This is a genomic window from Lentilactobacillus farraginis DSM 18382 = JCM 14108, from assembly GCF_000583655.1.
GTDB classification, from domain to species: Bacteria; Bacillota; Bacilli; order Lactobacillales; family Lactobacillaceae; genus Lentilactobacillus; species Lentilactobacillus farraginis.
In genome coordinates, this window is the sequence record NZ_BAKI01000001.1 from 125,259 (window position 1) to 149,241 (window position 23,983).

22 protein-coding genes, 2 tRNA genes and 2 pseudogenes are annotated in these 23,983 nt (G+C 41.4%); 7 read left to right on the forward strand and 19 right to left on the reverse strand.

From position 1 onward, the window contains the following. Nucleotides 1–20: 20 nt before the first annotated feature. From atpA to JCM14108_RS00695, 11 genes and pseudogenes are all read right to left on the reverse strand, one after another. Nucleotides 21–1,589 (reverse strand): F0F1 ATP synthase subunit alpha, encoded by a 1,569-nt coding sequence (gene atpA, locus JCM14108_RS00645; protein WP_035177385.1) that lies wholly within the window; start codon nucleotides 1,587–1,589, stop codon nucleotides 21–23. A gap of 28 nt (nucleotides 1,590–1,617) precedes the next feature. Continuing rightward, nucleotides 1,618–2,159: pseudogene (gene atpH / locus JCM14108_RS00650) on the reverse strand (ATP synthase F1 subunit delta). Then, the gene (gene atpF, locus JCM14108_RS00655; RefSeq protein ID WP_035177387.1) at nucleotides 2,156–2,665 is read right to left on the reverse strand and encodes a F0F1 ATP synthase subunit B; all 510 of its coding nucleotides are present in this window, start codon (nucleotides 2,663–2,665) and stop codon (nucleotides 2,156–2,158) included. The pseudogene atpH and the gene atpF overlap by 4 nt, the downstream one beginning before the upstream one ends. Before the next feature lie 44 nt (nucleotides 2,666–2,709). Next, nucleotides 2,710–2,922 carry a F0F1 ATP synthase subunit C gene (gene atpE, locus JCM14108_RS00660; protein ID WP_003553570.1) on the reverse strand — a complete coding sequence of 71 codons (213 nt, stop codon included), beginning with the start codon at nucleotides 2,920–2,922 and terminating at the stop codon, nucleotides 2,710–2,712. A 29-nt stretch (nucleotides 2,923–2,951) separates the two neighbouring features. Beyond that, on the reverse strand, nucleotides 2,952–3,674 hold the full coding sequence (gene atpB, locus JCM14108_RS00665; RefSeq protein ID WP_035177389.1) for a F0F1 ATP synthase subunit A: 723 nt from the start codon (nucleotides 3,672–3,674) through the stop codon (nucleotides 2,952–2,954). 384 nt (nucleotides 3,675–4,058) lie between these two features. Then, a complete protein-coding gene (gene upp / locus JCM14108_RS00670) occupies nucleotides 4,059–4,688 on the reverse strand; it encodes a uracil phosphoribosyltransferase (RefSeq protein WP_035177391.1) in 630 nt (209 codons plus the stop codon). A gap of 180 nt (nucleotides 4,689–4,868) precedes the next feature. Next, a complete protein-coding gene (gene glyA / locus JCM14108_RS00675; RefSeq protein ID WP_035177393.1) occupies nucleotides 4,869–6,116 on the reverse strand; it encodes a serine hydroxymethyltransferase in 1,248 nt (415 codons plus the stop codon). A 30-nt stretch (nucleotides 6,117–6,146) separates the two neighbouring features. Next, entirely contained in the window at nucleotides 6,147–7,169 is a 1,023-nt protein-coding gene (locus tag JCM14108_RS00680) for an L-threonylcarbamoyladenylate synthase (RefSeq protein WP_035177395.1), read from the reverse strand. Nucleotides 7,170–7,171: 2 nt separating this feature from the next. Further along, nucleotides 7,172–8,032, reverse strand: coding sequence for a peptide chain release factor N(5)-glutamine methyltransferase (prmC, locus tag JCM14108_RS00685; protein WP_035177397.1), 861 nt, complete (start codon nucleotides 8,030–8,032; stop codon nucleotides 7,172–7,174). Further along, complete coding sequence (prfA, locus tag JCM14108_RS00690; RefSeq protein WP_035177399.1) at nucleotides 8,025–9,110, reverse strand: peptide chain release factor 1; 1,086 nt, start codon at nucleotides 9,108–9,110, stop codon at nucleotides 8,025–8,027. Before prfA ends, prmC begins: the two co-directional genes overlap by 8 nt. Before the next feature lie 18 nt (nucleotides 9,111–9,128). Then, a complete protein-coding gene (locus JCM14108_RS00695; RefSeq protein WP_191978515.1) occupies nucleotides 9,129–9,701 on the reverse strand; it encodes a thymidine kinase in 573 nt (190 codons plus the stop codon). 180 nt (nucleotides 9,702–9,881) lie between these two features. Here JCM14108_RS00695 and JCM14108_RS00700 point away from each other — a divergent pair, with 180 nt between their 5' ends. Both JCM14108_RS00700 and JCM14108_RS00705 read left to right on the forward strand, forming a co-directional pair. Then, on the forward strand, nucleotides 9,882–11,228 hold the full coding sequence (locus tag JCM14108_RS00700) for a Mur ligase family protein (protein WP_035177403.1): 1,347 nt from the start codon (nucleotides 9,882–9,884) through the stop codon (nucleotides 11,226–11,228). Then, nucleotides 11,228–11,932, forward strand: a complete 705-nt coding sequence (locus tag JCM14108_RS00705) for a type 1 glutamine amidotransferase (RefSeq protein ID WP_035177405.1) — start codon at nucleotides 11,228–11,230, stop codon at nucleotides 11,930–11,932. Before JCM14108_RS00700 ends, JCM14108_RS00705 begins: the two co-directional genes overlap by 1 nt. A gap of 85 nt (nucleotides 11,933–12,017) precedes the next feature. Here JCM14108_RS00705 and JCM14108_RS00710 read toward each other — a convergent pair whose 3' ends face one another. Continuing rightward, nucleotides 12,018–13,025, reverse strand: coding sequence for a serine hydrolase domain-containing protein (locus tag JCM14108_RS00710; RefSeq protein WP_035177406.1), 1,008 nt, complete (start codon nucleotides 13,023–13,025; stop codon nucleotides 12,018–12,020). Nucleotides 13,026–13,259: 234 nt separating this feature from the next. Here JCM14108_RS00710 and JCM14108_RS00715 point away from each other — a divergent pair, with 234 nt between their 5' ends. The 3 genes from JCM14108_RS00715 to JCM14108_RS00725 all read left to right on the forward strand — a co-directional run bounded on the left by JCM14108_RS00715 (nucleotide 13,260) and on the right by JCM14108_RS00725 (nucleotide 15,941). Continuing rightward, complete coding sequence (locus JCM14108_RS00715; RefSeq protein ID WP_035177409.1) at nucleotides 13,260–13,589, forward strand: hypothetical protein; 330 nt, start codon at nucleotides 13,260–13,262, stop codon at nucleotides 13,587–13,589. A 348-nt stretch (nucleotides 13,590–13,937) separates the two neighbouring features. Beyond that, nucleotides 13,938–14,402, forward strand: a complete 465-nt coding sequence (locus JCM14108_RS00720; RefSeq protein ID WP_051995937.1) for a hypothetical protein — start codon at nucleotides 13,938–13,940, stop codon at nucleotides 14,400–14,402. A gap of 162 nt (nucleotides 14,403–14,564) precedes the next feature. Then, entirely contained in the window at nucleotides 14,565–15,941 is a 1,377-nt protein-coding gene (locus JCM14108_RS00725; RefSeq protein WP_035177411.1) for a matrixin family metalloprotease, read from the forward strand. 181 nt (nucleotides 15,942–16,122) lie between these two features. Here the strand turns inward: JCM14108_RS00725 and JCM14108_RS00730 are convergent. Further along, nucleotides 16,123–16,196, reverse strand: a tRNA-Glu gene (locus JCM14108_RS00730). Nucleotides 16,197–16,325: 129 nt separating this feature from the next. On the opposite strand from JCM14108_RS00730, the gene JCM14108_RS00735 reads away from it, so the two are divergent. After that, a tRNA-Gln gene (locus JCM14108_RS00735) sits at nucleotides 16,326–16,398 on the forward strand. A 384-nt stretch (nucleotides 16,399–16,782) separates the two neighbouring features. Here the strand turns inward: JCM14108_RS00735 and JCM14108_RS00740 are convergent. The 4 genes and pseudogenes from JCM14108_RS00740 to asnB form a co-directional block, all read right to left on the reverse strand. Next, nucleotides 16,783–17,511 (reverse strand): amino acid racemase, encoded by a 729-nt coding sequence (locus JCM14108_RS00740; RefSeq protein ID WP_035177413.1) that lies wholly within the window; start codon nucleotides 17,509–17,511, stop codon nucleotides 16,783–16,785. Between the two features lie 14 nt (nucleotides 17,512–17,525). Then, on the reverse strand, nucleotides 17,526–18,776 hold the full coding sequence (locus tag JCM14108_RS00745; protein ID WP_035177415.1) for a carboxylate--amine ligase: 1,251 nt from the start codon (nucleotides 18,774–18,776) through the stop codon (nucleotides 17,526–17,528). Nucleotides 18,777–18,782: 6 nt separating this feature from the next. Next, nucleotides 18,783–20,339, reverse strand: coding sequence for a UDP-N-acetylmuramoyl-L-alanyl-D-glutamate--2,6-diaminopimelate ligase (locus tag JCM14108_RS00750; protein WP_051995939.1), 1,557 nt, complete (start codon nucleotides 20,337–20,339; stop codon nucleotides 18,783–18,785). A 7-nt stretch (nucleotides 20,340–20,346) separates the two neighbouring features. Next, nucleotides 20,347–22,226: pseudogene (gene asnB, locus JCM14108_RS00755) on the reverse strand (asparagine synthase (glutamine-hydrolyzing)). 222 nt (nucleotides 22,227–22,448) lie between these two features. Between asnB and JCM14108_RS00760 the strand changes: the two are divergent. Next, nucleotides 22,449–22,697 (forward strand): hypothetical protein, encoded by a 249-nt coding sequence (locus JCM14108_RS00760; protein ID WP_035177419.1) that lies wholly within the window; start codon nucleotides 22,449–22,451, stop codon nucleotides 22,695–22,697. Between the two features lie 100 nt (nucleotides 22,698–22,797). On the opposite strand, the gene JCM14108_RS00765 is transcribed toward JCM14108_RS00760, so the two are convergent. Together JCM14108_RS00765 and JCM14108_RS00770 are read right to left on the reverse strand one after the other, a co-directional pair. Beyond that, entirely contained in the window at nucleotides 22,798–23,238 is a 441-nt protein-coding gene (locus JCM14108_RS00765) for a universal stress protein (protein WP_035177421.1), read from the reverse strand. A gap of 207 nt (nucleotides 23,239–23,445) precedes the next feature. Further along, nucleotides 23,446–23,904 carry a MarR family winged helix-turn-helix transcriptional regulator gene (locus tag JCM14108_RS00770; protein WP_035177423.1) on the reverse strand — a complete coding sequence of 153 codons (459 nt, stop codon included), beginning with the start codon at nucleotides 23,902–23,904 and terminating at the stop codon, nucleotides 23,446–23,448. Between the last annotated feature and the right edge of the window lie 79 nt (nucleotides 23,905–23,983).

Consider the following 23,983-nt stretch of genomic DNA (forward strand, 5'->3'; position numbering starts at 1 on the left):
AATCTCACCCTCCTTAAAAACTAGTCATTTTTTGCAGTTGACTTCTGATCATCACTTGAGGCAGCTGCCTGCCCGTCATCCTGATTACTTGGTTGGAAAGTTTCTTCAAATTCTTTGATAGCAGCATCCAACTTAGACGTGTCAGGTAAGTTACCAGTCTTGGCAATTCCTTCCAACAGGTCTTTGTGTGAATGGTCAAAGTAGTCAAAGAGCTCATTTTGATAACGAAGAATATCGTCAATCTCAATCTTATCCAAGAAACCGTGAGTCAAGCAATACAAGATAAGAACCTGCTTTTCAACAGGAATTGGTGAGTGAAGCGGCTGCTTTAGAACTTCAACCGTTCGGGCACCACGATTTAACTTAGCTTGAGTTGCTTCATCAAGATCGGAACCAAATTGCGCAAATGATTCCAATTCATGATAGGAAGCCAAATCAAGTCGTAATGTACCAGCAACTTTCTTCATTGCTTTAACCTGCGCATCTCCACCAACTCGAGAAACTGACGTCCCGGCATCAACGGCAGGTCGAACACCGGAATAGAAACTGTCAGCGTCCAAGAAGATTTGACCATCGGTAATGGAAATAACGTTGGTTGGAATATATGCCGAAACATCTCCAGCCTGCGTTTCAACAATTGGCAAAGCAGTCATTGAACCGCCGCCCAACTTGTCACTCAACTTGGCAGCCCGTTCCAGTAAACGTGAGTGGGTGTAGAAAATATCACCAGGATAAGCTTCACGGCCAGGAGGTCGACGAAGAATCAAAGATAATTCACGATAAGCATCAGCTTGTTTTGATAAATCATCATAAACAATCAAAACATGTTGACCATTGTGCATGAAATATTCACCCATGGTTGCGCCGGCATATGGTGCAATATACAGTAATGAAGCCGGTTCAGAAGGACCAGCTGAAATAACTGTCGTATAATCCATTGCGCCATACTTTTCCAATGTACTTACAGATGCACGAACAGTTGATTCCTTTTGACCAATTGCAACGTAAATACACTTCATATTCTGATCTTTTTGATTCAGAATTGTATCAATGGCAATTGACGTTTTACCAGTTTTACGGTCACCGATAATCAACTCACGTTGACCACGACCAATCGGAATCAAGGAATCAATCGCTTTGATACCGGTTTGAAGCGGTTCAAAAACAGATTGACGATCCATAACACCTGGTGCTTTGTGTTCAATTGCCTTATGATCATCGGCCTTAATAGGTCCTTTACCATCAATTGGTTGACCGAGTGAATTAACAACCCGTCCAATCATTTCGTCCCCGACAGGAACTTCCATAATCCGACCAGTTCGTTTTACGGAATCTCCTTCACGAATATTCGTGTCATCACCTAAAATCATGATACCAACATCATTGGTTTCAAGGTTTTGGACCATTCCGAAAACACCGTGGCCGAAGTCGAGCAACTCTCCTGACAACGCATTTTCAAGACCGTGTGCACGAGCGATACCATCACCAACATATGTAACGATACCCGTTTCTTTAACATCAAGCTCGTTTTGGTAGCCTTGCAATTGTTGCTTGATAAGAGCACTGATTTCCTCAGCTTTAATGCTCATAAGTTTCACCTCTTTAAAATAGATATCGTTAGTTCAACAGTAAATCTTTAACTTTATTAATTCGAGTTCTGACACTACCATCAATAATGACATCAGAAGATTTAATAACAATGCCACCAATTAATGACTTGTCAACTTTTGTGTCAAAGATAACTTTGGCAGCACCAACTCGTTTTTCAAAAGCTTTTGCCAAGCGATCTTGCTGATCACTATCAAGTTCAGTTGCGGAAACGACTTCTGCACGAACGATTTTTTTGTCATCTTCATACAGTTTCTGAAACTGATCAATGATAGTTATGATATCAGGGAATCGTCGATAACTGCCAACAACTTTAAGAAAGTTATTGATAAAATCAGACGCGTTTTCAGTGATAGGCGTTAACAATGATTTTTTTGATCATCGGAAACTCGAATATCATCAAGAATATCAATCAACTTGGGATTGGCAGCAAAAATTTTTCGAAGTTCAATTAAATCAGCATAGCCATTTTCAAGTTCCTTGGCATCTGTTAAAACTTCAAACATTGCCTTGGCATATTTCTTAGCCGCTGTTACGTTAGTTGATTTCATTTCTGCTTACCCAACCCTTCAATATAAGAATCGACCAGCCCTTTTTGATCTTGTTCATTCAATTCTTTTGAAATGATCTTGGATGCAATTTCAATTGAAAGGCTTGCCACATCTTTACGAGAATTAGCCAAAGCTTCTTGTCGCTGTTGTTCAATATCCTTTTCAGCAGAACTCTTAAGATTGGATGCTTCTTGACGAGCATCTTCAACAATTTGTTCACGTTGTCTCTGACCGTTCTGTTTGGCAGTGTTGATAAGGCTGTTGGCATCTTCACGCGTCTTGGCCAGTTCGGCCTGACGTTTTTGCGCAAGTTCAGCTGCCTTGTCACGAGATTCTTTTGCAGAATCAATATCATTGGCAATCTTATCCGAACGGTTTTGCATCATCTTAGTAATCGGCTTCCATGCGACTAATTTGATCAGATACATCAAAATTAAGAAACTGATCATGACAAACACCATGTCACCGGTATAAAGCTGAGCTCCAACTACCGAATATGAAAACATTAATTGGCACCTCCTTCTGGGTTATTTTAACTATACTAGCTTGACTACTTGTTCATAACCAGTAAAGCAACAACGAAGGCGATGATCGGCATAGCTTCAACCAAACCAACACCGATGAACATGTTACCACGAAGTTGACCAGATAATTCCGGCTGACGTGCCATACCTTCCAACATCTTAGCGATTAAAATACCATCACCAATAGCACCACCAATTGCGGCGCCTGCCATAGCGATACCTGCAGCGATTGCTCCCATAATTAATAATCCTCCTTAAAAATATCTTGTTATACTTCTTCTACCTCAATCTTTTGGGAAATATAAACAGACGATAACGTTACAAACACATATGCCTGAATACATGAAATAAAGACTGAGAAGCCTTGCCAGATCAGTTCAAGTGGCAGCATTCCTATCCACATGACCGGTCCACCACCAGTTGCCATTCCGGTAATCATCGTCAGAAGCATTTCCCCTGACAGAATATTACCAAACAGTCGTAATCCCAGTGTTAGGAAGTTGGTGAATTCCTCAAAAAGATTGACGATTAAGAATAGCTTAAACGGTTTGAGATAATTCTCAAAATGTTTCTTATAACCTAATTTCCGGACACCCAAAAATTGCGCAAGTGTCAAGGTCATAAGAGAAAAGGTCATCGTCACAACCGGATCAGAAGTCGGGCTTTTTACATACGTAATGCCTGAGACGTCGACGTGCAAAAACAATCCCATGTTATTGGCAACCAATAAGAACATGAACAATGTAAAGCCCCACAAGCCTAACATTTTACTTGCTTCTCCGGGAACTGAACTACCCACAATACCGTTGGTAAAATCAACGGCATATTCCAGAACGTTTTGTGCCTTTCCGGGTTTCATTGTAATGTGCCTGGAAAGGGCAAAGACCAGCGCTAAAACGATCAAACAAGCGAGTAAAATTGAAATCATGTTACCTGCGTTAAACGTCAGTCCTAAGAATGTAAAAGTATGATTAGACCCTCCAATGGACATTCAAATCTCACCTCTTTCTACGACATAATCTACGCAAGCTAATCAATCTGGTTATTCGGTCGGGAAGACATTAATACCAAAGTGAACTTTGCGATGGTAATGAATACATCTCAGCATCCAAATACAATTGAAACTATACCACCATTCATTACAAAATTCAAAACAATATTGACACGCTATGCATCCCGTCAAACTAAGGGATCAGCCTAACTTACAACGTCTTGTCACATCGTAAAGTTGAAAACAAAATGAAAGGGCCCATACCGTTAATTACTTTTCAGAATAAACGGTCAGCTTTAAAAAGCTAATATTTTTTTACCACTTCATTCTCAACCCGTCAACAAAATTTTAAAAATTGTGCGATAAAAGCCGCTGCCCTCGTGATTATTTGGTTCCAAACAAGCGATCACCGGCATCACCAAGTCCGGGAACAATGTAGCCCTTCTCATTTAATTTTTGATCCAGCGCAGCCGTGTAGATATCCACATCCGGATGTGCCTTTTGAAGCGCTTTAACGCCTTCTGGTGCGGCTACCAGGCAAACAAATTTGATATTTGATGCCCCCCGCTTTTTCAATGCTTCAATGGCCATGATTGAAGAGCCACCAGTTGCCAACATTGGATCAACCACAAAAATTTGCCGTTGATCAATATCAGACGGCAATTTTACAAAATACTCATGAGGCTCCAGTGTCTTCTCGTCACGATACATCCCGATGTGACCTACCTTGGCTGCTGGAATTAAATCCAAAATGCCATCAACCATTCCAATTCCCGCACGCAGAATTGGAACGATTGCGACTTTTTTACCAGAAATCTGTTTTGCGTGCGCGATACCTTCTGGGGTTTGAACGTCAACGTCTTCCAAAGGCATATCGCGAGTAACTTCAAACGCCATTAAATTTGCAATTTCATTAACAATTTCCCGAAATTCTTTTGTTCCGCAATTCTTATCCCTGATAATTGTCAATTTATGCTGAATTAACGGATGATCCATGACTTGAAACTTACCCATTATTCCCACTCCTTTTTTTATTTCTAGATAATTGTATCACACATGCAAGCCCCAAATTCATAAAAAAAGACCGAAACCACAATTAGTTTCGGGCTTGGCCAATTAACGACCGGTAGTTATTTAAATAATCTTAATAAAGTTATCAACAACATTGTAACCAACTTTTCAAAAAGGCCAAAGTTAGTCCAGTGGATGTTTTTCTGTTAATTGTTCAACTTTTGCAGCAACATCCTTTAAATTATTGTCATCTTGAGGTGCTTTAATAACTTGTAAAATCAATCGGGCAACCTGACGAGCATCTTCTTCATCAAAACCACGGGTTGTGATTGCAGGTGTTCCAATTCGCAGACCACTGGTTTTCGAAGGTGGCAATGGATCATTGGGGATCGATTCCTTATTAGTTGTAATATGAACCGTATCCAGAATATTTTGAAGATCTTTACCATTTAGACCAGCTTGTGTCAAATTTAAAGTCATTAAATGATTATCTGTGCCACCGGTTAAAACAGAGACATTATCGGCAGCTTGGAAAACAGCAGCCATCGCTTGTGCGTTCTTAATAATCTTTGCAGCATAATCTTTAAATGAGGGTTGCAGGTCTTCGTAAAAAGCAGCAGCTTTACCGGCAATAACATGTTCCAATGGGCCACCCTGACTGCCGGGGAATACGGCAGAATTAAGTTTCTTGGCATACTTTTGCTTAGCCAAAATAAGGCCGCCACGAGGGCCGCGAAGGGTCTTGTGCGTCGTTGTCGTTACAACATCGGCCACCGGAACCGGATTTGGATGAAGACCAGCCGCAACCAGACCGGCAATGTGCGCCATATCAACCATCAGATAAGCGCCAACCGAATCCGCAATCTCGCGGAACTTATCCCAATCAATAATCCGACTATATGCTGAAGCGCCGGCGATAATTAATTTCGGCTGAACATCCTGTGCAATTTTGGCAACTTGGTCATAATCAATCAATTGCGTTTTGGGATCCAGTTCATAAGAGTATGAATCATAAAGCTTTCCAGAAAAGCTGACTTTGGCACCATGACTTAAATGGCCACCTGCATCAAGGCCCATCCCCAAGATTTTATCTCCCGGTTTTAATAAGGCTGCATAGACCGCCTGGTTTGCCTGAGAGCCGGAATGTGGCTGAACGTTCGCATATTCAGCACCGAATAATTCCTTAGCCCGGTCAATAGCAAGTTGCTCAACAACGTCGATAAATTCACAACCGCCATAATAACGGCGACCCGGATACCCTTCGGCATATTTGTTGGTTAAAACCGATCCCTGGGCAGCCCGAACGGCATTTGAAACAATGTTCTCAGAAGCAATCAATTCAATATTATGCTCCTGACGGTTTTCTTCCTTTGCGATTGCATCCCATAGTTCGGGATCTTCCTGCTTGTAATCGTAATTCAACTGCAACACCTCATCATTTTTTTATTTGGTATATATTGATTATAACTGCTTGAAATGCATTTGCCCAGCGGATTTATTAAGTCTGTTCATATAAGCCTCGGCAATCCCAGACGGCTTAAGGCCTTGCGTAAAAATAATTTTTATTTCAGGGTGATTATCGAATTCCCGAAGATCTGCGAACAAATCATGGCTTGCCGTTCGGGAATTGCTGCCTAGTGTTATAATCTGAGCGTTCATTGGCCAATCAATTGATGAGATAATATTATCGAACGCCATTACGCCAATTGGCTGGGGATGTTTTTCAATCCACTTGGCAACATCCAACCAACTGTCATCCGGATCAACAATGTAAACCTGGGCATTGGGCGCGTAATGCTTATACTTCATGCCCGGTGCCTTGGGAGTCTGATCGGTTCCTACGTGATGTCGCTCATCCATCACGTTTCTATGAATTACTGCTTCGATATCCGCTTTGGTAACTGCTCCCGGCCGTAAAATTGACGGTGTTTCAACTGACATATCCAGGACCGTTGATTCTACCCCAACAGTTGTTGGCCCGTCATCTAAAATTGCCGCAATTTTCCCATTCAAATCGTGAAAGACATGTTGGGCAGTTGTCGGGCTGGGTTTACCGGAAGTGTTTGCCGACGGTCCGACAATTGGCACCCCCGCTTTGGTAATCAGGTCAAGCGTTAGTTGATTCTTAGGAAATCGAAAAGCAGCCGTACTCAAGCCACCGGTTACTGCTTTGGAAAGTACGTTGGGCTTTAAATTAAAAATCATCGTCAAAGACCCCGGCCAAAATTTGTCAATTAACTTTTGTGCATCTTCACTGATATTCGCAGCATATTTTTTAACCATTTCTTCTGAAGAAACGGTCACGATAAGTGGGTTGTCACTCGGACGTCCTTTAGCAGCATATACCTTTTTTACTGCCGCTTCGTTAGTCGCGTCGGCTCCCAAGCCGTAAACCGTTTCGGTTGGAAATGAAACCAACTCGCCTTGGCGAATAAATGCCGCGGCCTGATCCAGCTGGTCCCTGGTTAACATTTGTGTTTTCATTATTAATTTTCCTTTCTAAGTTCAATCATTCGTTGGTGCCCGGAGACATCGTGTCTGGTCGTCACAACTGCCTTTGGAACGGTTGAAAATAACCGACTAACCGCCATTTCCTGGTGAAAGCCGATCTCGACAAATAATCGACCGCCCGGCTTTAAATGGATGTCAATGCCGGCAGCTATTTTTTTATAAACTGCCAAACCATTATCAGCCGCAAATAAAGCAAGCTTTGGTTCGTTATTTAACACGCTTTCATCCATATAAGCCGTTTCTGATGATGAAATATATGGTGGATTTGAAATAATCAAGTCAAAGCGGTCTTTAATCGTCTCAAAAACGTCACTTAAAATCAAATTTAAATGAACGCCTTGATTCCGAGCGTTTTGTGAAGCAACCGCCAACGCCGCTTCTGAAATGTCACTGGCAGTCAACTGCCAGGCCGGTCGATTTTTTTTGAGGGCAATCGCAATCGCACCACTGCCCGTTCCAATATCCAGTACTTTCAAGGGTTGCATGCGATTTGACTCTGTTTCTTTTAAAATCCAGTCAATTAATTCCTCAGTTTCAACTCTGGGAATCAATACCGCCGGCGTCACCTTCAATGTCATACCATAAAAATCCGCCTGTTGAACAATATATTGAACCGGCTCGCCATGAATCAATCGGTTCACATCATTTTGGAACCGGCGCCAATCCTTGGCAGTTAGTCGATCATGATAATGAACCAGCATTTCGGCTGTGGAAAAGCCAAACCGCTTTTGGATCAAGAAATCAATGTCGTACATATCAAGCTGCTTAATCGACTGAATACGAAAAGAAGCCCATTTCCGGGCTTCAAACAAAGTTGGTTCTTCTAAATTATTCATGCGTTAGATTCTCTAGTTTCTTAGCCTGGTCGGACAAAATCAACGCGTCGATAATGTCGTCGAGTTCGCCGTTCATTATTTTATCCAGTTTATTTAGGGTCAGCCCAATCCGATGATCGGTTACCCGATTTTGCGGATAGTTATAAGTCCGAATCCGCTCGGAGCGGTCCCCGGTACCGATAGCCGATTTTCGTTCAGCGTTATACTGGTCCTGCTCCTGTTGGGCGTAATAATCATAAACCCGGGCTTTTAAAATCTTCATGGCTTTTGCCCGATTTTGCTGCTGTGATCGTTCATCCTGCATCGCAACGACGATACCGGTTGGCAAATGCGTCATCCGAACAGCTGAAGAGGTTTTGTTAATATGCTGGCCACCGGCCCCTGATGAACGGTAAACATCCACCCGAATGTCTTTAGGATCGATATCAATATCAACATCCTCTTCTTCGGGCATCACACCAACAGTTGCAGTTGACGTATGAACCCTGCCGGCCGATTCAGTAACCGGCACCCGTTGAACCCGATGGGCACCGTTTTCATACTTTAATTTTGAATAAACTTTATCACCGGTGATCATTAAAACAATTTCTTTAAAGCCACCGACCTCAGTTTCGTTTTTATCAACAATTTCAACTTTCCAGCCTTGCCGTTCAGCATATTTTGAGTACATCCCAAATAAATCGGCCGCAAATAAACTACCTTCATCGCCACCGGCAGCCCCGTGGATTTCCATAATAATATTTTTCTCATCATTAGGATCCTTGGGCAGCAGCATGACCTTCAACTGTTCTTCCAACTTGGCTTTTTGATCTTTAAAATCGGTAATTTCATCTTTGACCATTGTCTCCAAATCGGAATCGTCAATCTTTTCACGAAGCATTTCTTCGTCATCGTCAAGCTGCTTGGAAATTTGTTTATACTTATTGTATGCCGCAACCGTGTCCCGCAACTCACCTTCTTCTTTGGAAAGCTTCATAAATTTTTGGGTATCAGCGATAATTTCCGGATCACTGATCAACTCGTTCAATTCATCATAGCGGTCCACAACGGCCTGTAATTTATCAAATATTTCGTCCATTGATAATTCCTCTCTTTGTTACTTCATCGGTGGATTGTAGTAATGACGCCGACACACGGGGTAATAGGATTCATTTCCCCCCATCTGAATCTGCTCACCCTCATAAACCGGCTTGCCATCGTGCAAGCGCAGGTTCATTGTTGCTTTTTTACCACAAAACCAACAAATTGTTTTCATTTCTTCGATTTTATCCGCATACAGCAACAAGTTCTCGGATCCCTCAAACAAATGATTTTGAAAATCATTTTTTAAGCCGAACGCAATCACCGGAATATGCAGTTCGTCAACAATCTGGGCCAGTTCAAAAACATGTTTCCGTTTTAAAAATTGTGCTTCATCAATCAACACACAACTGGCATGGGGATTGATTTCGAAAACCCGCTTAAAAACATTGGTATCATCATAAATTGAAATCGCCTTTCTTTCCAAGCCGATTCTTGATTCGATCATCCCCTGCTTCTCTCGGGTGTCAAGCGCGCTAGTCATAATAATAACACTTTTGTTTTGTTCCTCATAGTTATGGGCAACCTTGATAATCTCAATAGTTTTGCCACTATTCATTGTGCCGTAGCGATAAAAGAGTTGAGCCAAATTTTCCACCTTTTTCCTTGAAAGCTTCTCCTCTATTATACAGATATTTGGCCGAATATCGATATCAACCTTAAAAATTGGCTGGATTCCACATATTTTTACCCGATTTAACCGCTATATGATAAACTAAGAGTTTGTTTATAAGAATTCGAAAGACTTCATTTAAAGGAGTAACCATTTATGTCTTTGAAAAGTTCAATTGCAATGGCAGCCGGTAAGTCGTCTTACTGGTTTCTGCACACTTTTTTTAAAGGAGGCAGTTCACTGCCCGGTAAAATCACCAAAAGACTCGATCCGGACATCCTGGCAACTCTCGGACGAGACTATGATGTCATTGTTATTACCGGTACAAACGGGAAAACATTAACCACGGCATTAACCGTCCAAGTACTAAAAGAAAAGTACGAAAATATTTTAACAAATCCAACCGGCTCCAATATGGAACAGGGGATCATTACAACGTTTCTGCACGCTGCCAAGGTAAAGGGGAAGCGACCATTAGCTGTTTTGGAGGTTGACGAAGCCAACGTCATCAAAGTGACCCAATATATCAAGCCAAAAGCATTTGTTTTTACCAATATTTTTCGGGATCAAATGGATCGCTATGGCGAGATTTATACGACTTATCAAAAAATTCTTAACGGTGTGGCACTGGCACCTAACGCCACCATTATTGCCAATGGCGATGCACCGATTTTTCATTCCAAACAGTTACCCAACCCCATCATCTATTACGGCTTTGATAATCAGCCAAGTGGCGACATTAAAGCAACCCCAAATACAGACGGCGTACTATGCCCGCAATGTCAGCACATTCTTCACTACCACTTTATCAGTTATTCAAACCTGGGCGATTATTTCTGTCCAAACTGTGGATACAAACGGCCAAAATTGAATTTTGCTTTAAACAAAATCACCAATCTAACACCCAAGTCGTCCAGCTTTGAAATTGACGGTGAACCTATTAAAATTGACATAGGCGGTGTTTACAACATCTACAACGCATTAGCCGCCTATACGGTTGGCCGCTTTATGGGGGTCAGCCCGGCACAAACCAGACAGGCGTTCGAAAAAGATAAACGCATCTTTGGCCGTCAGGAAGAGATCAATATCGGTGGTAAACTGGTTACCCTGATTCTGGTAAAAAATCCGGTCGGTTTGAATCAAGTGATCGATATGATTTCAACGGATAAAGATCCATTTACATTTATCGGGCTGTTGAATGCCAACTACGCGGATGGCATTGACACCAGTTGGATCTGGGACGGTGATTTTGAACGACTGCCAATGATGGCTATCAAGCAATTCATTACCGGCGGACAGCGCTATCGTGATATCACGTATCGCCTTCAGGTAGCCGGTGTTGATCCCAAGAAACACCTTGTTGAACCTGATTTGGATAAAGTCGTTGAAATGATTCCCAAAGCACCGACTAAAAAAGTTTATATATTGGCTACCTACACCGCGATGTTAAGTTTACGAAAAACATTCGCGGCCAAAGGCTTTATTAAAGGAGGAATGGGTTAATGACCTACTCGTTACACGTCTGCCATCTATACGGCGATTTAATGAACACGTATGGTGATCTGGGTAACATTCTGGTACTCAAGTATTTGGCGAATAAAATGGGCGTTAAATTAACTTCAGAAGTTGTCAGTCTGGGGCAAGACTTTGACCCGGATAAATTTGACATTGTCGTTTTTGGTGGTGGCCAGGATTTTGAACAATCCATTGTTTCCAAAGATATTCAAACCAAGAAAAAAGGGCTCACGCAATTCATTGAGAATGGTGGTTCGGTAGTTGCCATTTGCGGCGGCTATCAATTACTGGGCCGTTACTATATTGGTGCCAACGGTGAAAAACTGGCAGGAATCGGCGCATTAGATCACTACACTGATAAGCAAAAAGATCATCGTTTTATTGGTAACGTCGTCATTCAAAACGAAGAAACCGGTGAAAAGTACCACGGTTTTGAAAATCACCAGGGAATTACCTTCCTTGGAAAAGGCGAACGGCCACTTGGAAAAGTTTTGGAAGGCCACGGCAATAACGGGCAGGATCACACAGAAGGTGCCATCTACAAAAACGTTTACTGCACCTACTTTCATGGACCGATTTTGGCAAGAAACAACGAAATCGCTAAACATGTCTTAATGAATGCCCTGGAGCGCAAATATCCGAATGCTGATCTGAGTCAAGCTCAAAGCGTTAAAGTCGGCAGTACCTTTTAATCAATTATCCAAGTAACAGCTTAAAGCATATTAAATAGCCTGTGATCCGGCGTGGTCGCAGGCTATTTGCTATTGTTACCGGCTTTTATTGATTGGCTTCTTTAATAAACGTTCGAATCAAGCGGCTCCGATATGGTAAAAACTGCTGATTGGCTGCATCCGGATGGACCCGATTCGTTAAAAAGACCAGTGCCTGCTGGCAAACCCGGTCAACGATAATCAACGTACCGGTATAACCAGTGTGAAGGATGTAGGGATGTCCCTGATAATTTCTTAAAATCCAGCCAAACGAACGGTTCCCTATGTGTGTTGGTGTTTGATCAACAAATAATTGATCCAGCCAATTGTCTGATAAAAAGTTTGGATAAGAAATTTGACCAAGCAGCCAACGGGCAAAATGAAGCAGATCATGAAGCGGTGCGAATAAGCCGGCCGCACCACAATCCGCTCCCAAAATTCGGGTCTTGGGATCATGGACCGTCCCCCTCAGCAAGCCAATCTGCGGAAGATTAGCAGTCGGAACAACCCGCTCAATCTGCCTGGGATGAAATGTTGATTGCGTCATCTCCAATGGTTGCAATACTTTTTCAGTAATTAATTGCTGGACGGGTTCCCCTAAAATTTTGGACGCAATCCATCCAAGAAAAATGAAATTATAATCCTGATAGCGAATGACCTTCCCAAGATTTGGCCCGCTTTTTAACTGTAACAATGCCGGCACTAGCGCTTTCTTAGGTAATTCATTTCGGTTTGGAATATAACCGACAATGTCAGAAGTGTGCGTTAACAGATGTCGAATTGTTACTTGCGGCGACTGCCAAGCCGGCAAATATTGGCTGATTGAATCAGTCAATGATAATTTCCGTTCTGAAAGCAGTTTTAAAATCAAGTTAGTGGTCCCGACTACCTTTGTTAGTGATGCCAAATCATAAAGTTCGTTTGGCTGTAAAGGTAATTTCTGCGGAACCAGTTCCTGATCACCAAAATAGCCGGTCTTAATCGCTGAGCCATCAATAATACCATATGTAACACCGGGAACAACCTGATCATTCACAAATTGATGCATTTCTAAAATTGTATTGGCATACTTCATAATCTTATTGTCCCTTTCTCTATCTGCTGGAATTAGCGCTTTGCAGCAGCGCTTATCCGGAAAGCAGCAACCGTCCGGGTACTTTCCGTTACCATTATTCTATCAGTCTTTTCAATTATTAAAAGTCAGTTACTCGTCAATTTTTACAGGTTGACCACCCTTAACGATTTTTTTCTTTATTTTTTGCTATAATGGATTTCGAGTGAAAGTTTTAACGATGGGAGGATTTAGCCATTGGCAAGTAATTCCGATACGATTTATCACGTTTTATCATACATTAAAGCACATCCGGCCAAGGTAATCATTGAGCCCGATAAATACGATAACGTCGTCGAAATGTATTTGGATGACGACGTAAAACTTGGAAACCCTGAACTTTATTTTCCAACCCAACGATTGGAAGTTAACCGAATGGCCCCCGATTTCGTATCGACAAATAGTGATCTGTTAGATTATTTTCACGACAAAACTGCCGTCAAGGACAGCAGTTATCATGATTTGTGGATTACGACGTCGCATTTGGCTGATAAAAATAAATATTTAATTGATTTGTCGTTTGAATAATTATTTTTATCTGAATCGGTCTGCTTTGCTTCAGTCTCCTGCAAGCACTCAAAAATTAATTTTCAGGCAGCTAAAGACCCCCCGAGGCAATACATGCTTGGGTGGGTCTTTTTAACAACCCTTAAGATTGCTGCTGCCATCTAGCAAATCATAAGTATCTCCTATACAATTAGAATTAAATATCTTTAATTCTGTGAGGAGATTCAATTTGATTAGTCAATTACTGGACGTTATTACGAAACTTTCTTCGTATGCAATGGTTATTTTCTTGGCCCTTTTTGCTACAGCAAGGTCACCCGAAAGCCCGAAAAATACCCCTATGGCCGCTACGCGCTGATTTCACTACTCTTGTTTGCCGTTTTTGGAACGCTTTTTTTCAACTCGCCGAAAGGTAAAGCCGTTTTAAAAGCGGGAAACGCTGGCGAAACGACTACTGCCCGCTCAACCAAAAAGGTTTCGACTTTATCAACTGAAAAGCAGGTCAGACAAGCCTTAAAATCACCCACGCTTTTGTTTAAACATCGGGCTTTTATTTCAACTCAAAATAAAAATTTCAACGTGACCATTCTCGATAATAGAGATACTGTCGATTCCCTTAAATTAACAACCGTGGATCTGCTAAAAGCAATCAAGAAATCTCGCTATCAGAAATATCAGAAATTTACGATCTCTTTTCAGTCAGATAAAGCAAATCCTGAAATGAGACTCAAAACGCGTTACCGACAAGCCGCCATTAGAAAATTAAATCCCCAACAGCTGTCCGCAGATCATTTAAAAGCACTCAGCGATCAGTATTATGAAGCGGGACAGTAATTACGGCGTTGGTTTCTTCAGCATCATTAACCAACCCGCGTTATAATAAGGGCATATACAGTTGTGCCCTTATATCATTTACGCAATGAAACAGGCTGCAACCTAAGCCGTAAATCAAAACGGCGATTAATGAAAAGCAATTATATTCGGAGGCAATCTAAAATGACCATCAGTAAAAAACTTCTCCCGAGTTTCATACTCATGACACTGGCCCTTTCAGTCGGCCTATCATCGGGAAAACACACGGTTACCCAGGCAAAAGCATCCGTAAAAGTCGTTTGGCGGCAAAAGATGACCCATGGGACCTACACGATTAATCCATCCAAAGCAAATCACGCATATGCCTATTCTGCTAAACTGGGAAAAAAGCTGTTTAAACTTTCAAATTACACAAATCGGACTTTTACGACCTACTATCATCAAAAATTAAAAATTAATAATAAATCCCGAATTTATTATTATGTCAAAAGTGCTACCAAAAAAAGCATCGCCGGTTGGGTTTGGCGAGGTTACCTGACCAAAAAAAATTCAAATTCCAAATCGTCAACCAGCATTATTGGGGCAACCGTTAATTCACAATCTCAATTAATGTCATACGTTAACGACGCGCCAGACCTTGACCCCAGCTTAACTGTTTTGGGATTTGAAACAAACGTATATTCAAAATACAAATCGCTTCTAAGTCAGCAGTATAATCTCGGTCAATTCGCCGCTGCCGATGTTTTTAAAAATAATCACGCCAAAATATACGTAGCCGACAGCCAATTAAATTCATACGTTAACACAGCTATTCAACGTTGGAATTCGGCACTGGGAAAAAATGTTTTTTCAATCGGCAGTGCTTCGGACCACACGCTAACCATTAAATTGTCAGATAATTCAGAGAAAGGCTGGGATGGTCTCTTTAGTGGAAACACAATCATGATAAATACCACTAATTTTACGGATCCCAACTACGCAAGCAACAATCTGACCACTTCTCCAGCACTTGAAACTAAACTTACCAACATCTCAAATCAGGCTTCCAGTCTGCTTGATTTAACCAACACACTACTTAACAAGCTGCGAATCAACTATCAGCTCCAATACCTGACATTACAAGGAAAATACAATAGTTCAAATAGTTCTTCAACCAAATCGGCTATTCAAAAACAAATCAGTGACTTAACTTCAAACTACGACACCCAAAATAAGGCAATTCGAGAAAATTATAATGCCGAAGTTTCCCAACTGCAGCAAGCCGTTAAAGATGCCTACAATCAAGAACAGCCATCTATTTCCCAAGCCTCAACCGAAAATTACTGGACAACGGTTATCATGCATGAATTGGGCCACGGCCTTGGACTGTATCACACTCCCTATCGAAGTGATGTTATGTATGCTTCCTCAAGCAGTGAACAGGACGCAACACCCAGCCCTGTAAAATACGCTTGGACGCAGGCAAAGGACCCTTCCGATGATAGAGCCTATGTCTCGGCTACCCTCACCTCAAGAGACGTTGACAGAGCCAAATTAGCAGGTATTTTGGGGTATTGGTAATTCACTTCAAGCTCGAATAAAGATGTCCGCTTGAAAACCGGTCAAATTCACTTTTAAGGTGGGTTTGACCGGCTTTTTAATATATTCAATTTTTTATAATAATTTGACATAATAAAAGTTCCCGGAATGCCTTTATATCAGCATCCTGGGAACTTATTATATTCACACATCTTTTAAATTATCACCCGCACGGGGCTCGAACCCGTAACTCCGCCTTGAGAGGGCGACGTCTTAAACCAGTTTGACCAGCGGGCAATGCTCTCAAACTCACAAATAATAGTGTATCGAAATCTCATGAATTTGTCAACAAACAACTTAAATCAAATTTTTGGTTGACAAATCGAGGAAAAATCGATAATATTATTAACTGTGATATTTGTTCATTGGGTATTCGCCAAATTGGTAAGGCAGCGGACTCTGAATCCGTAATTTACTGGTTCGAGCCCAGTATACCCAATCGATATATTTATAGAAGAACTGCTATTTTAATGCCGTTGATCATTAAAATAGCAGTTTTTTTATTTGGCATGGCTAACGATCGCCACATACTTTTATGGTTGATACATGTCAATAATCACAGATATTGCGCCCAGCAATCTGTTGGATTATAATTTTAACTGTGAATCTACCCACTCAGTAGATTTACTCCATTTTTTACGAAATAGCACATCCTAAACTTGTCGTAGGCGTGGGATGTGCTGTTTTTGCGTCCAATGATACGACCGCCTCACGAAAAAATAACCAAAAAGTCAAAATAAAAACAGTGGCATTCAGCATTTCGCTCACCCCACTGCTTTACAATTCAATTCAGCTGTCCGCAACGCACAGTCCTATTTAAAACTCAATCTAACGCTTTTTCAGCCGCTTTCCGGTTCTTCAAGGCTAATTCAATTGTTCGATCGGCCAACACCGTCTGAGCGTCAATTACCGGGTATGGATGGTTACCTGCCCGCTGTTGGGCAACTGACAGCTCAGTGCAGCCAAGAATGACAATGTCACACGAAAGTTTGTCCACCATCGTTGATAAAATCTGATGATATAATTCACCATCTACTTGATTTTTCTCTTTAATATTATCATAAATTAATGTCATCGTTTGGTTGGCCGTTTGTTCATCGGGCTTTACCAACTCATAACCGGCATTTCGAATTTCACGATCGTAAATACCATCATGAAGTGTTCCCTGCGTGGCAATCAAGCCAACTCGTTTGGCATTTGGCGCGTACTGTTTAATATCTTTAACCGTCTCTCTTGGCATATGCAGGATAGGAATCGTCGTTAAAGCCTGTAACTCGTCAAAGGAATAATGAGCCGTGTTACAAGGAATAACAAAGAAATCCGGTTTTAGACTGCTCTGCTGCTTAATATCTTCAGCCAGTGGGACAAACGGATTCGGTTTTTGGTGATCCAAAATGTAATCCGTTCTGTCCGGGACAGTCGCATGATTAACCAAAATGTAATTTAAATAATCCTGATCCTTCTTGGCGGGTGTGCGGTCATTTAGAATATGAATAAAAAGCTCGGTTGCTTCCGTTCCCATGCCACCAATAATTGTAAAAAAGTTTTTCATTTGAATATCAGTCCTTATTTGGCAACAAAATAACGTTTATAGTCTTTAGAATAGTTGTGCATCATCCATTTGTATAATGCAAACCGCTTTAGATTCTTATCTTTTGCGTACCAGAAAGTAGTGCCATAGCGACCTTCATGAATAAGCTGCATAGCCTGTTTCTTGACCGCATTATTTTGGGCGTACTTTTCAAAAATCTTCGGTGTAACGCCCAACCAAAGGAAATAATCCTGCTTATTCTTATTTGCGTAAACCGGGTCCTGATCCTTTAGCGAATCAAAGACGTAGTCCTGAACCACCCAGTCTGCCAAGTGATAGCCGTTCAACGTTACGAAGAAACTGCTTCTCCCCGTTCGGAGGTTAATTTCAAATAGTTTATAAGACTGATCCCGGGTATCAAATTTAATGTCAAAATTACAATAACCGGTAAACTTAATTTCTTCCAAAAATGTTTGAACCCGATTATAAATATCCTGGTTGAATTCCGGAATAATTGCCACATAATTCCCAATGGCAGCCGGTGCCGGATCTTCCAAAAGCGGATGGCCAAGACACATTAATTTTACCTGATGATTTTTATCAACGTAGACGTTTAAAGTCCGCATATTACTATCATCACCGGGAATGAAGTCTTGAAGAATAAAGTCAGAAGTATAGCCGTTAGTATAACTTTTAGCTACGACATCCCTAAATTCCGCCTCATTTTGAATAATAAACGCCTTCTTACGGCCTTCAAAATGAATATCCAGCCATTCAACACTATTAGCCGGTTTGAGCGCAACAGGATAACCAAACGGCTGTGTAATTTTCTCACCGGATTCATACATTGCTTTTGTAATAATTTTAGTCTTGGGGTATGGCAAATCATACTTGTCACACATTTTGTAAAAATTCTCTTTATTATTCAGATGCCGAAGCATCTCGTAATCCACGTATGGGCAAACAAAAACGTCCTCGAGTTCCGCCTTGTGTTTAGAAATCAGTTCCGCGTACCCGTCACCACAACCAATTAAAATAACCGGTTCCTGATGATCAGCGTAACGTTGCTTAATCTTTTGCATCTCGTTGATCCAAACCGGGTCTTCACTAAAGCCCGGAATTAATTCCAAATCAACAATTTTGGTGTATCTCGTTGGTGCCAAACTCACTTCGGCAAATGCCTTAACCGGCTTACCGTAAATATCATATAAACTTCGAGCCATACCGTAGACATTAAAATCGCTGCCTAGTAAAACCGGGGTGAAGTCAATGCTTTGATTAGTCATTTAAACTCATAGTCCTTTCACTAAATTTGCAACGATTGCCGCGTCCCCTGCATAGGGAACGTTTTTCCCATTAATTTTCTGAAAGGCGTCGTGTCCCTTTCCAGCTACAACTACCAAGTCGCCTTGTCGGCTGCCTGAAACCGCCTTTTCAATTGCGGCCCGACGATCTGCAATGTAACTGGTTTTAACACGGTCTTCATCAATGTGGGCAGCAATTTCATCGGCAATTACTTTAGGATCTTCGGTTGCCGGATCATCCGTTGTCAGATAGGCAACATCTGCCAGTTCATTAATTGCTTTTCCCAAGCCTTCACGCCGATCGATACCTTTATCACCGGTACTACCGGTAATGACGGTAATCTTTCCGCTGGGGGACTGCTTTTTCAAAAACGCCAATACCGAATGTAGGCTGCCATAATTGTGGGCATAGTCAACGTAAATCGTCCCATGTGTCTTGGTTGGGTAGATTTCCATTCGACCGGGAACCGTTGTATGTGCCAAGCCATAAGCAATCTCAGCCGGTCGGGCGCCCATCATGGCACTGGTAATCGCGGCTGAGACGGCATTACCTTCATTATAATCTCCAGGAATACTGATTTCATAGGTGCCGTCAATTCCTAACCGCTGGGCTTTGTCACTGACGGACCGCAAATAAATTTTATTTTCATTTAGCGAGTCAACCAATGATTCGTATTCAAAATCTTTTGGCAGCTCACGATTCATAGCCGATCCCTTACGATGATAAACAAAGATGTCTTCTGGCTGACTGGTTGCTTTGGCAGCGTAATAAACGTCGACCATATGATCACTATCCGCGTTCAGCACGCATTTAGTTGCATTAACCAACAATTGTTCCTTACAGTGTAAATAATCCGCAAAAGTTGGATGCTCATTTCGACCAATGTGATCCGGTGAAATGTTTAAAAAGACCCCTACATCGTAGTGCAGATTATATACCCGCTGTTTTTTATAGGCTTGAGAAGAAACCTCCATCACCAGATGGGTCATGTTATTTTGAACAGCCTGATTCATGTTGGTAAACAAATCCAGGGACTCCGGCGTTGTTAAGCTTGATTTAACGACATCCGTGGCATTGGGTCCAACCACCGTATTGATGGTTGAAAATAGTGCCACCCGCCGGTCATAAGCTTTATCCAAAATCGATTTGGTAAAGTAGGCGGAAGTTGTCTTCCCCTTCGTTCCAGTGTACGCGATTGTCGGCAATGCATTTTGTGGAAACCCAAAAAATGCCGCACTTAAGAGCGACATTGCTTTTTGGATATTTTGAACAATGATTCCCGGAATAGTAGCTTTTCCGTACACTTTTTCTGAAACGTAGCCGGCGGCGCCCCGCTGTTCGGCATCCTGCAAATAAGCTTCCCGGAAGTTGCCCTTACAGAAAAACAGACAGTCGGCAGAAACAACCTTGGAATTATAGGCAATCGCCTTAAAACTTTGATTCAAATCAGTAAATTGACTCTTAACGAGTAAATCATGCTCCTTAAGAAGCAATAAAACTTCATCAACCGTAATCTGTGCCAATATATGCACCTTCCGTTTCATATAAATTCTAAATCTTGGTTCGATGAACTAATTTAACCGTCTCTTCGGTCGTATCTTCCGGGAAGTAAACCTGATACCACAAAATAAAGGTATAGATAGTGAAGATTTTTTGCATATTAGATTTGCCCTCAGCATGCTGCTTGAGAAGAAAGTCCAGTTGATCAACGTTAAAGAATTTTTTAGCCGTATCCGAATGGAATTCATGAACAATTCTTTCATGATATTTTGGATCATTAATCCAACTGGCGATCGGTGACGGAAAGCCCAGCTTTTCTTTCAAAGCCGTTTTCTTCGGCATCTCCCGTTCAGCCGCGGTTCTTAACGCAATTTTGGTTTCTTCCGGGGTAATCCTGGTTTTAACCGGCATTGTTGAAGCAAATTCCGCAACTTTTTTATCAACCAGTGGTACCCGAACTTCCAAGGAGTTGCACATACTCATTCGATCCGCTTTATGCAGAATGTCATAAGGCAACCAGGTGTTAATGTCAAAATATTGCATCTGCGTCATTTCGTCCTTACCGGCAACGTCATCAAAAATATGCTTTGTATAGGCGCCCGAGTCGACATTAATCGACGGGTCCTTTAAAACCCTATTCCGATCATCGTAATTAAAGACATAGTTTACCCGATAGTAGCGCTCGCTAAGCGCTGCGCGCCCCGAACCAGGAAGCGCTTGCCATGGAAACGCGGCAATTTGTTGGCAACGGCAGCCAAGCCTTTTCTAATCGGCTTTGGAACATACTTTTGATAACGATCAAATGGAATTGATTCCAAGTAAGTGTTATAGCCACCAAAGAACTCATCGGCACCCTCGCCGGAAAGGGCAACTTTAACATGCTTGGAAGTTTCTTTTGATAAATAATAAAGCTGAATCGCTGCCGGATTGGAAAGTGGCTCGTCCATGTAGTACATCATTGTCGGCAGAAAATTGAAATAATCATCCCCATCCATATAGATTGGGGTATTTTTTTGCTTAATATTTTTAGCAAATTCAGTCGACCAAGCCAACTCACTGTATTTGGAGTGGTGAAAACCAATTGAAAATGACTGGATTGGCTTTAATTTGGCAGCCTCATTTAAAACGTAGCTTGAGTCGATCCCACTGGACAAAAAGCTGCCAACTTCAACATCCGCAATCATATGAGCCTTGACGGAATCGTCAACAATCTTTTGAATTTTGTCGGCATCCCCTTGAATCGTCTGGCTGTTATCAATATGATCATAATTAAATTTGTAATAACGGTGAGTTTCTGTCTTGCCGTCTTTATGAAGGAAATATTGACCTGGGAGCAATTTATAAACATGCTTAAACATCGTTTCCCGTGAAGGAATAAATTCAAAGCTCAAGTGAATCGGCAGCAGCTTTAAATTCAGTTCCTTTTTAAAGTTGGGATGTTCCAAGAACGCTTTAATTTCAGATCCCCATAAAAATGATTGGCCGTCATCATAGTAATAAAGCGGTTTGATACCAAAATGATCCCGGGCACCAAACACCTCGTTTTTCTTCTTATCATAAATGACAAACGCAAACATTCCCCTTAGCTTTTCAAGCAGTGCCGGTCCCCACTCTTCATAACCATAAACCAGCACCTCGGAATCCACGTCAGTTCGGAACTCGTAGCCAAGGTCGCGCAACTCTTCACGGATTTCTTTATAATTGTATATTTCACCATTAAAAGTTAATACCTTTGTCTGATCAGCATTAAACATCGGCTGACGGCCATGGGCTAAATCAATGATGGAAAGTCGTCGAAATCCCATTGATACATTTTCGTCTGCAAAATAAGCCTCGTCATCGGGACCACGATGCTTGATTCTGTCTGCCATGTCATTAATCGTACCTTCAGGAACATCTTTTTGGTTAACATAACCAACAAATCCACACATAATCAATTCCCCTTCTGTTGTAAATCTAACTTTGTTAGCCTAATATATCGAACATAACGGTTTTTATTTTATCAGATAACCTCCATAGCTACCAGTAGAATAATGCTTTCTTAAAAAACGGCGTCGTTATGCGTCTAAGCCGACGTTGTATTTCATTTTACCACCAATATAAGTTATACTTGACTTAAGAGTATGAAAAAGCAATTGAAGGGAGCGGTACCTATGGATGAAATTGTATTCTTCAATCCCGGGGATTCGATCGGTAACTTTCACGATCATAACGAGGCAGTTAAAACAGCTCAGATTTATAAGCAAAAACAGGAAGCCGACAAAAAAGTTTTAGTGGTTCATGGCGCCAATAGTCAATCATTCGATATCTTCCTGGCAGATGATGCTATTACCCATACCAACGAAGCCGTCAGCAATCATAATACAACCGAAAAGCCTTATCGGGTTTCCGATAAGCTTTAAGCTTTTGGTGAACTTTATTAATTTAAAAGAGTCGAAATCCAACGAATTTTCTCGTGGGTTTCGACTCTTTTATGGTTCAAGTTTCATTTAGCGTGATTGCTTAATCCTTAGCGTTAACCACCAATACTTTAGTGGCTGCATTTCGAACAACGTATGCCGTTGTCGATCCAATCAACAGTCGGTTCAGCGCATCAACTCCGGATTTACCGATGACAATTAAATCAATACCGTGTTGATCCGGATAAATATGTGCAATGATATTCTTTGGATTGCCAATATCGGCAGTTGCTTCATAAGCAATCCCCTGCGTCTCAACGTATTTCTTGGCGTCTGCCAAAATCTTTTCAGCCATCTGTTTCTGATCATCGTACATACTTGGCGGCATGCCGGCAGCACCAGTCCCATAATAAAAGTTCGTGTTGTTAATAACCGTCAGCAAGCTGATCTTTGACTTAAACTGCTTTGCCAATTTAACAGCCTCTTCAAGCGCCTGTTTTGAATTACGACTACCATCAAGTGGTACAAGAATGTGTTCGTACATAACTCTCACCCTTTCCATGTAAGCGTAATTATCCTTCCAATTACTATTATAATGACTTTTTTATAAAAGGAAAGCAAATAAGAAGTTTAACGATTATACTATTAATCACAAGCTGTCAGTTTTGTTAAAAATAAAAAGCCGGCTCGGTCATTTCTGTCGGATATTCCCGGCAGTCTTGACTAAAACGGCTTTTTATTAAAATTTTGACTATTCATCTGTGTCGCGATTGTTATACGAATCAAGATGTTCATCCAACATGGTCAACGTTGCCATGCAATCTTCAATTTGATCATTGGTTAAGTTCAAAAGGTCTTGACAGCTGTTCACGCGGTCATAAACTGCATCGCGCTGAGACAATGCTTTATCTGTCAATTGAATAATAACCGTCCGCTCATCATGCGGGCTCCTGTTCCGGGTAATCCACCCATGACTTTCAAGACGCTTCAACAAAGGTGTTAACGTTCCACTGTCAAGATGCAGATGCTTACCGATTTTTTTAACCGACATGGGTGCGTTCTCCCAAAGTGTTAGTAAAGCAATGTATTGGGGGTAAGTTAAATTAAAGGGTTTTAAAGCATCTTGATAGAATTTATTAAACTTTTTATTAGCAGTATAGATTTGAAAACATAACTGTGAATCAAGTCTAATTGGCTGTGTTTCTGGCATTTGGTTCAACTCCGTTCGCGTAGTGTATAATAACATTGTAGGTTATTTTGTTTTAAAAGCAAGGCATTTATTTCAATAA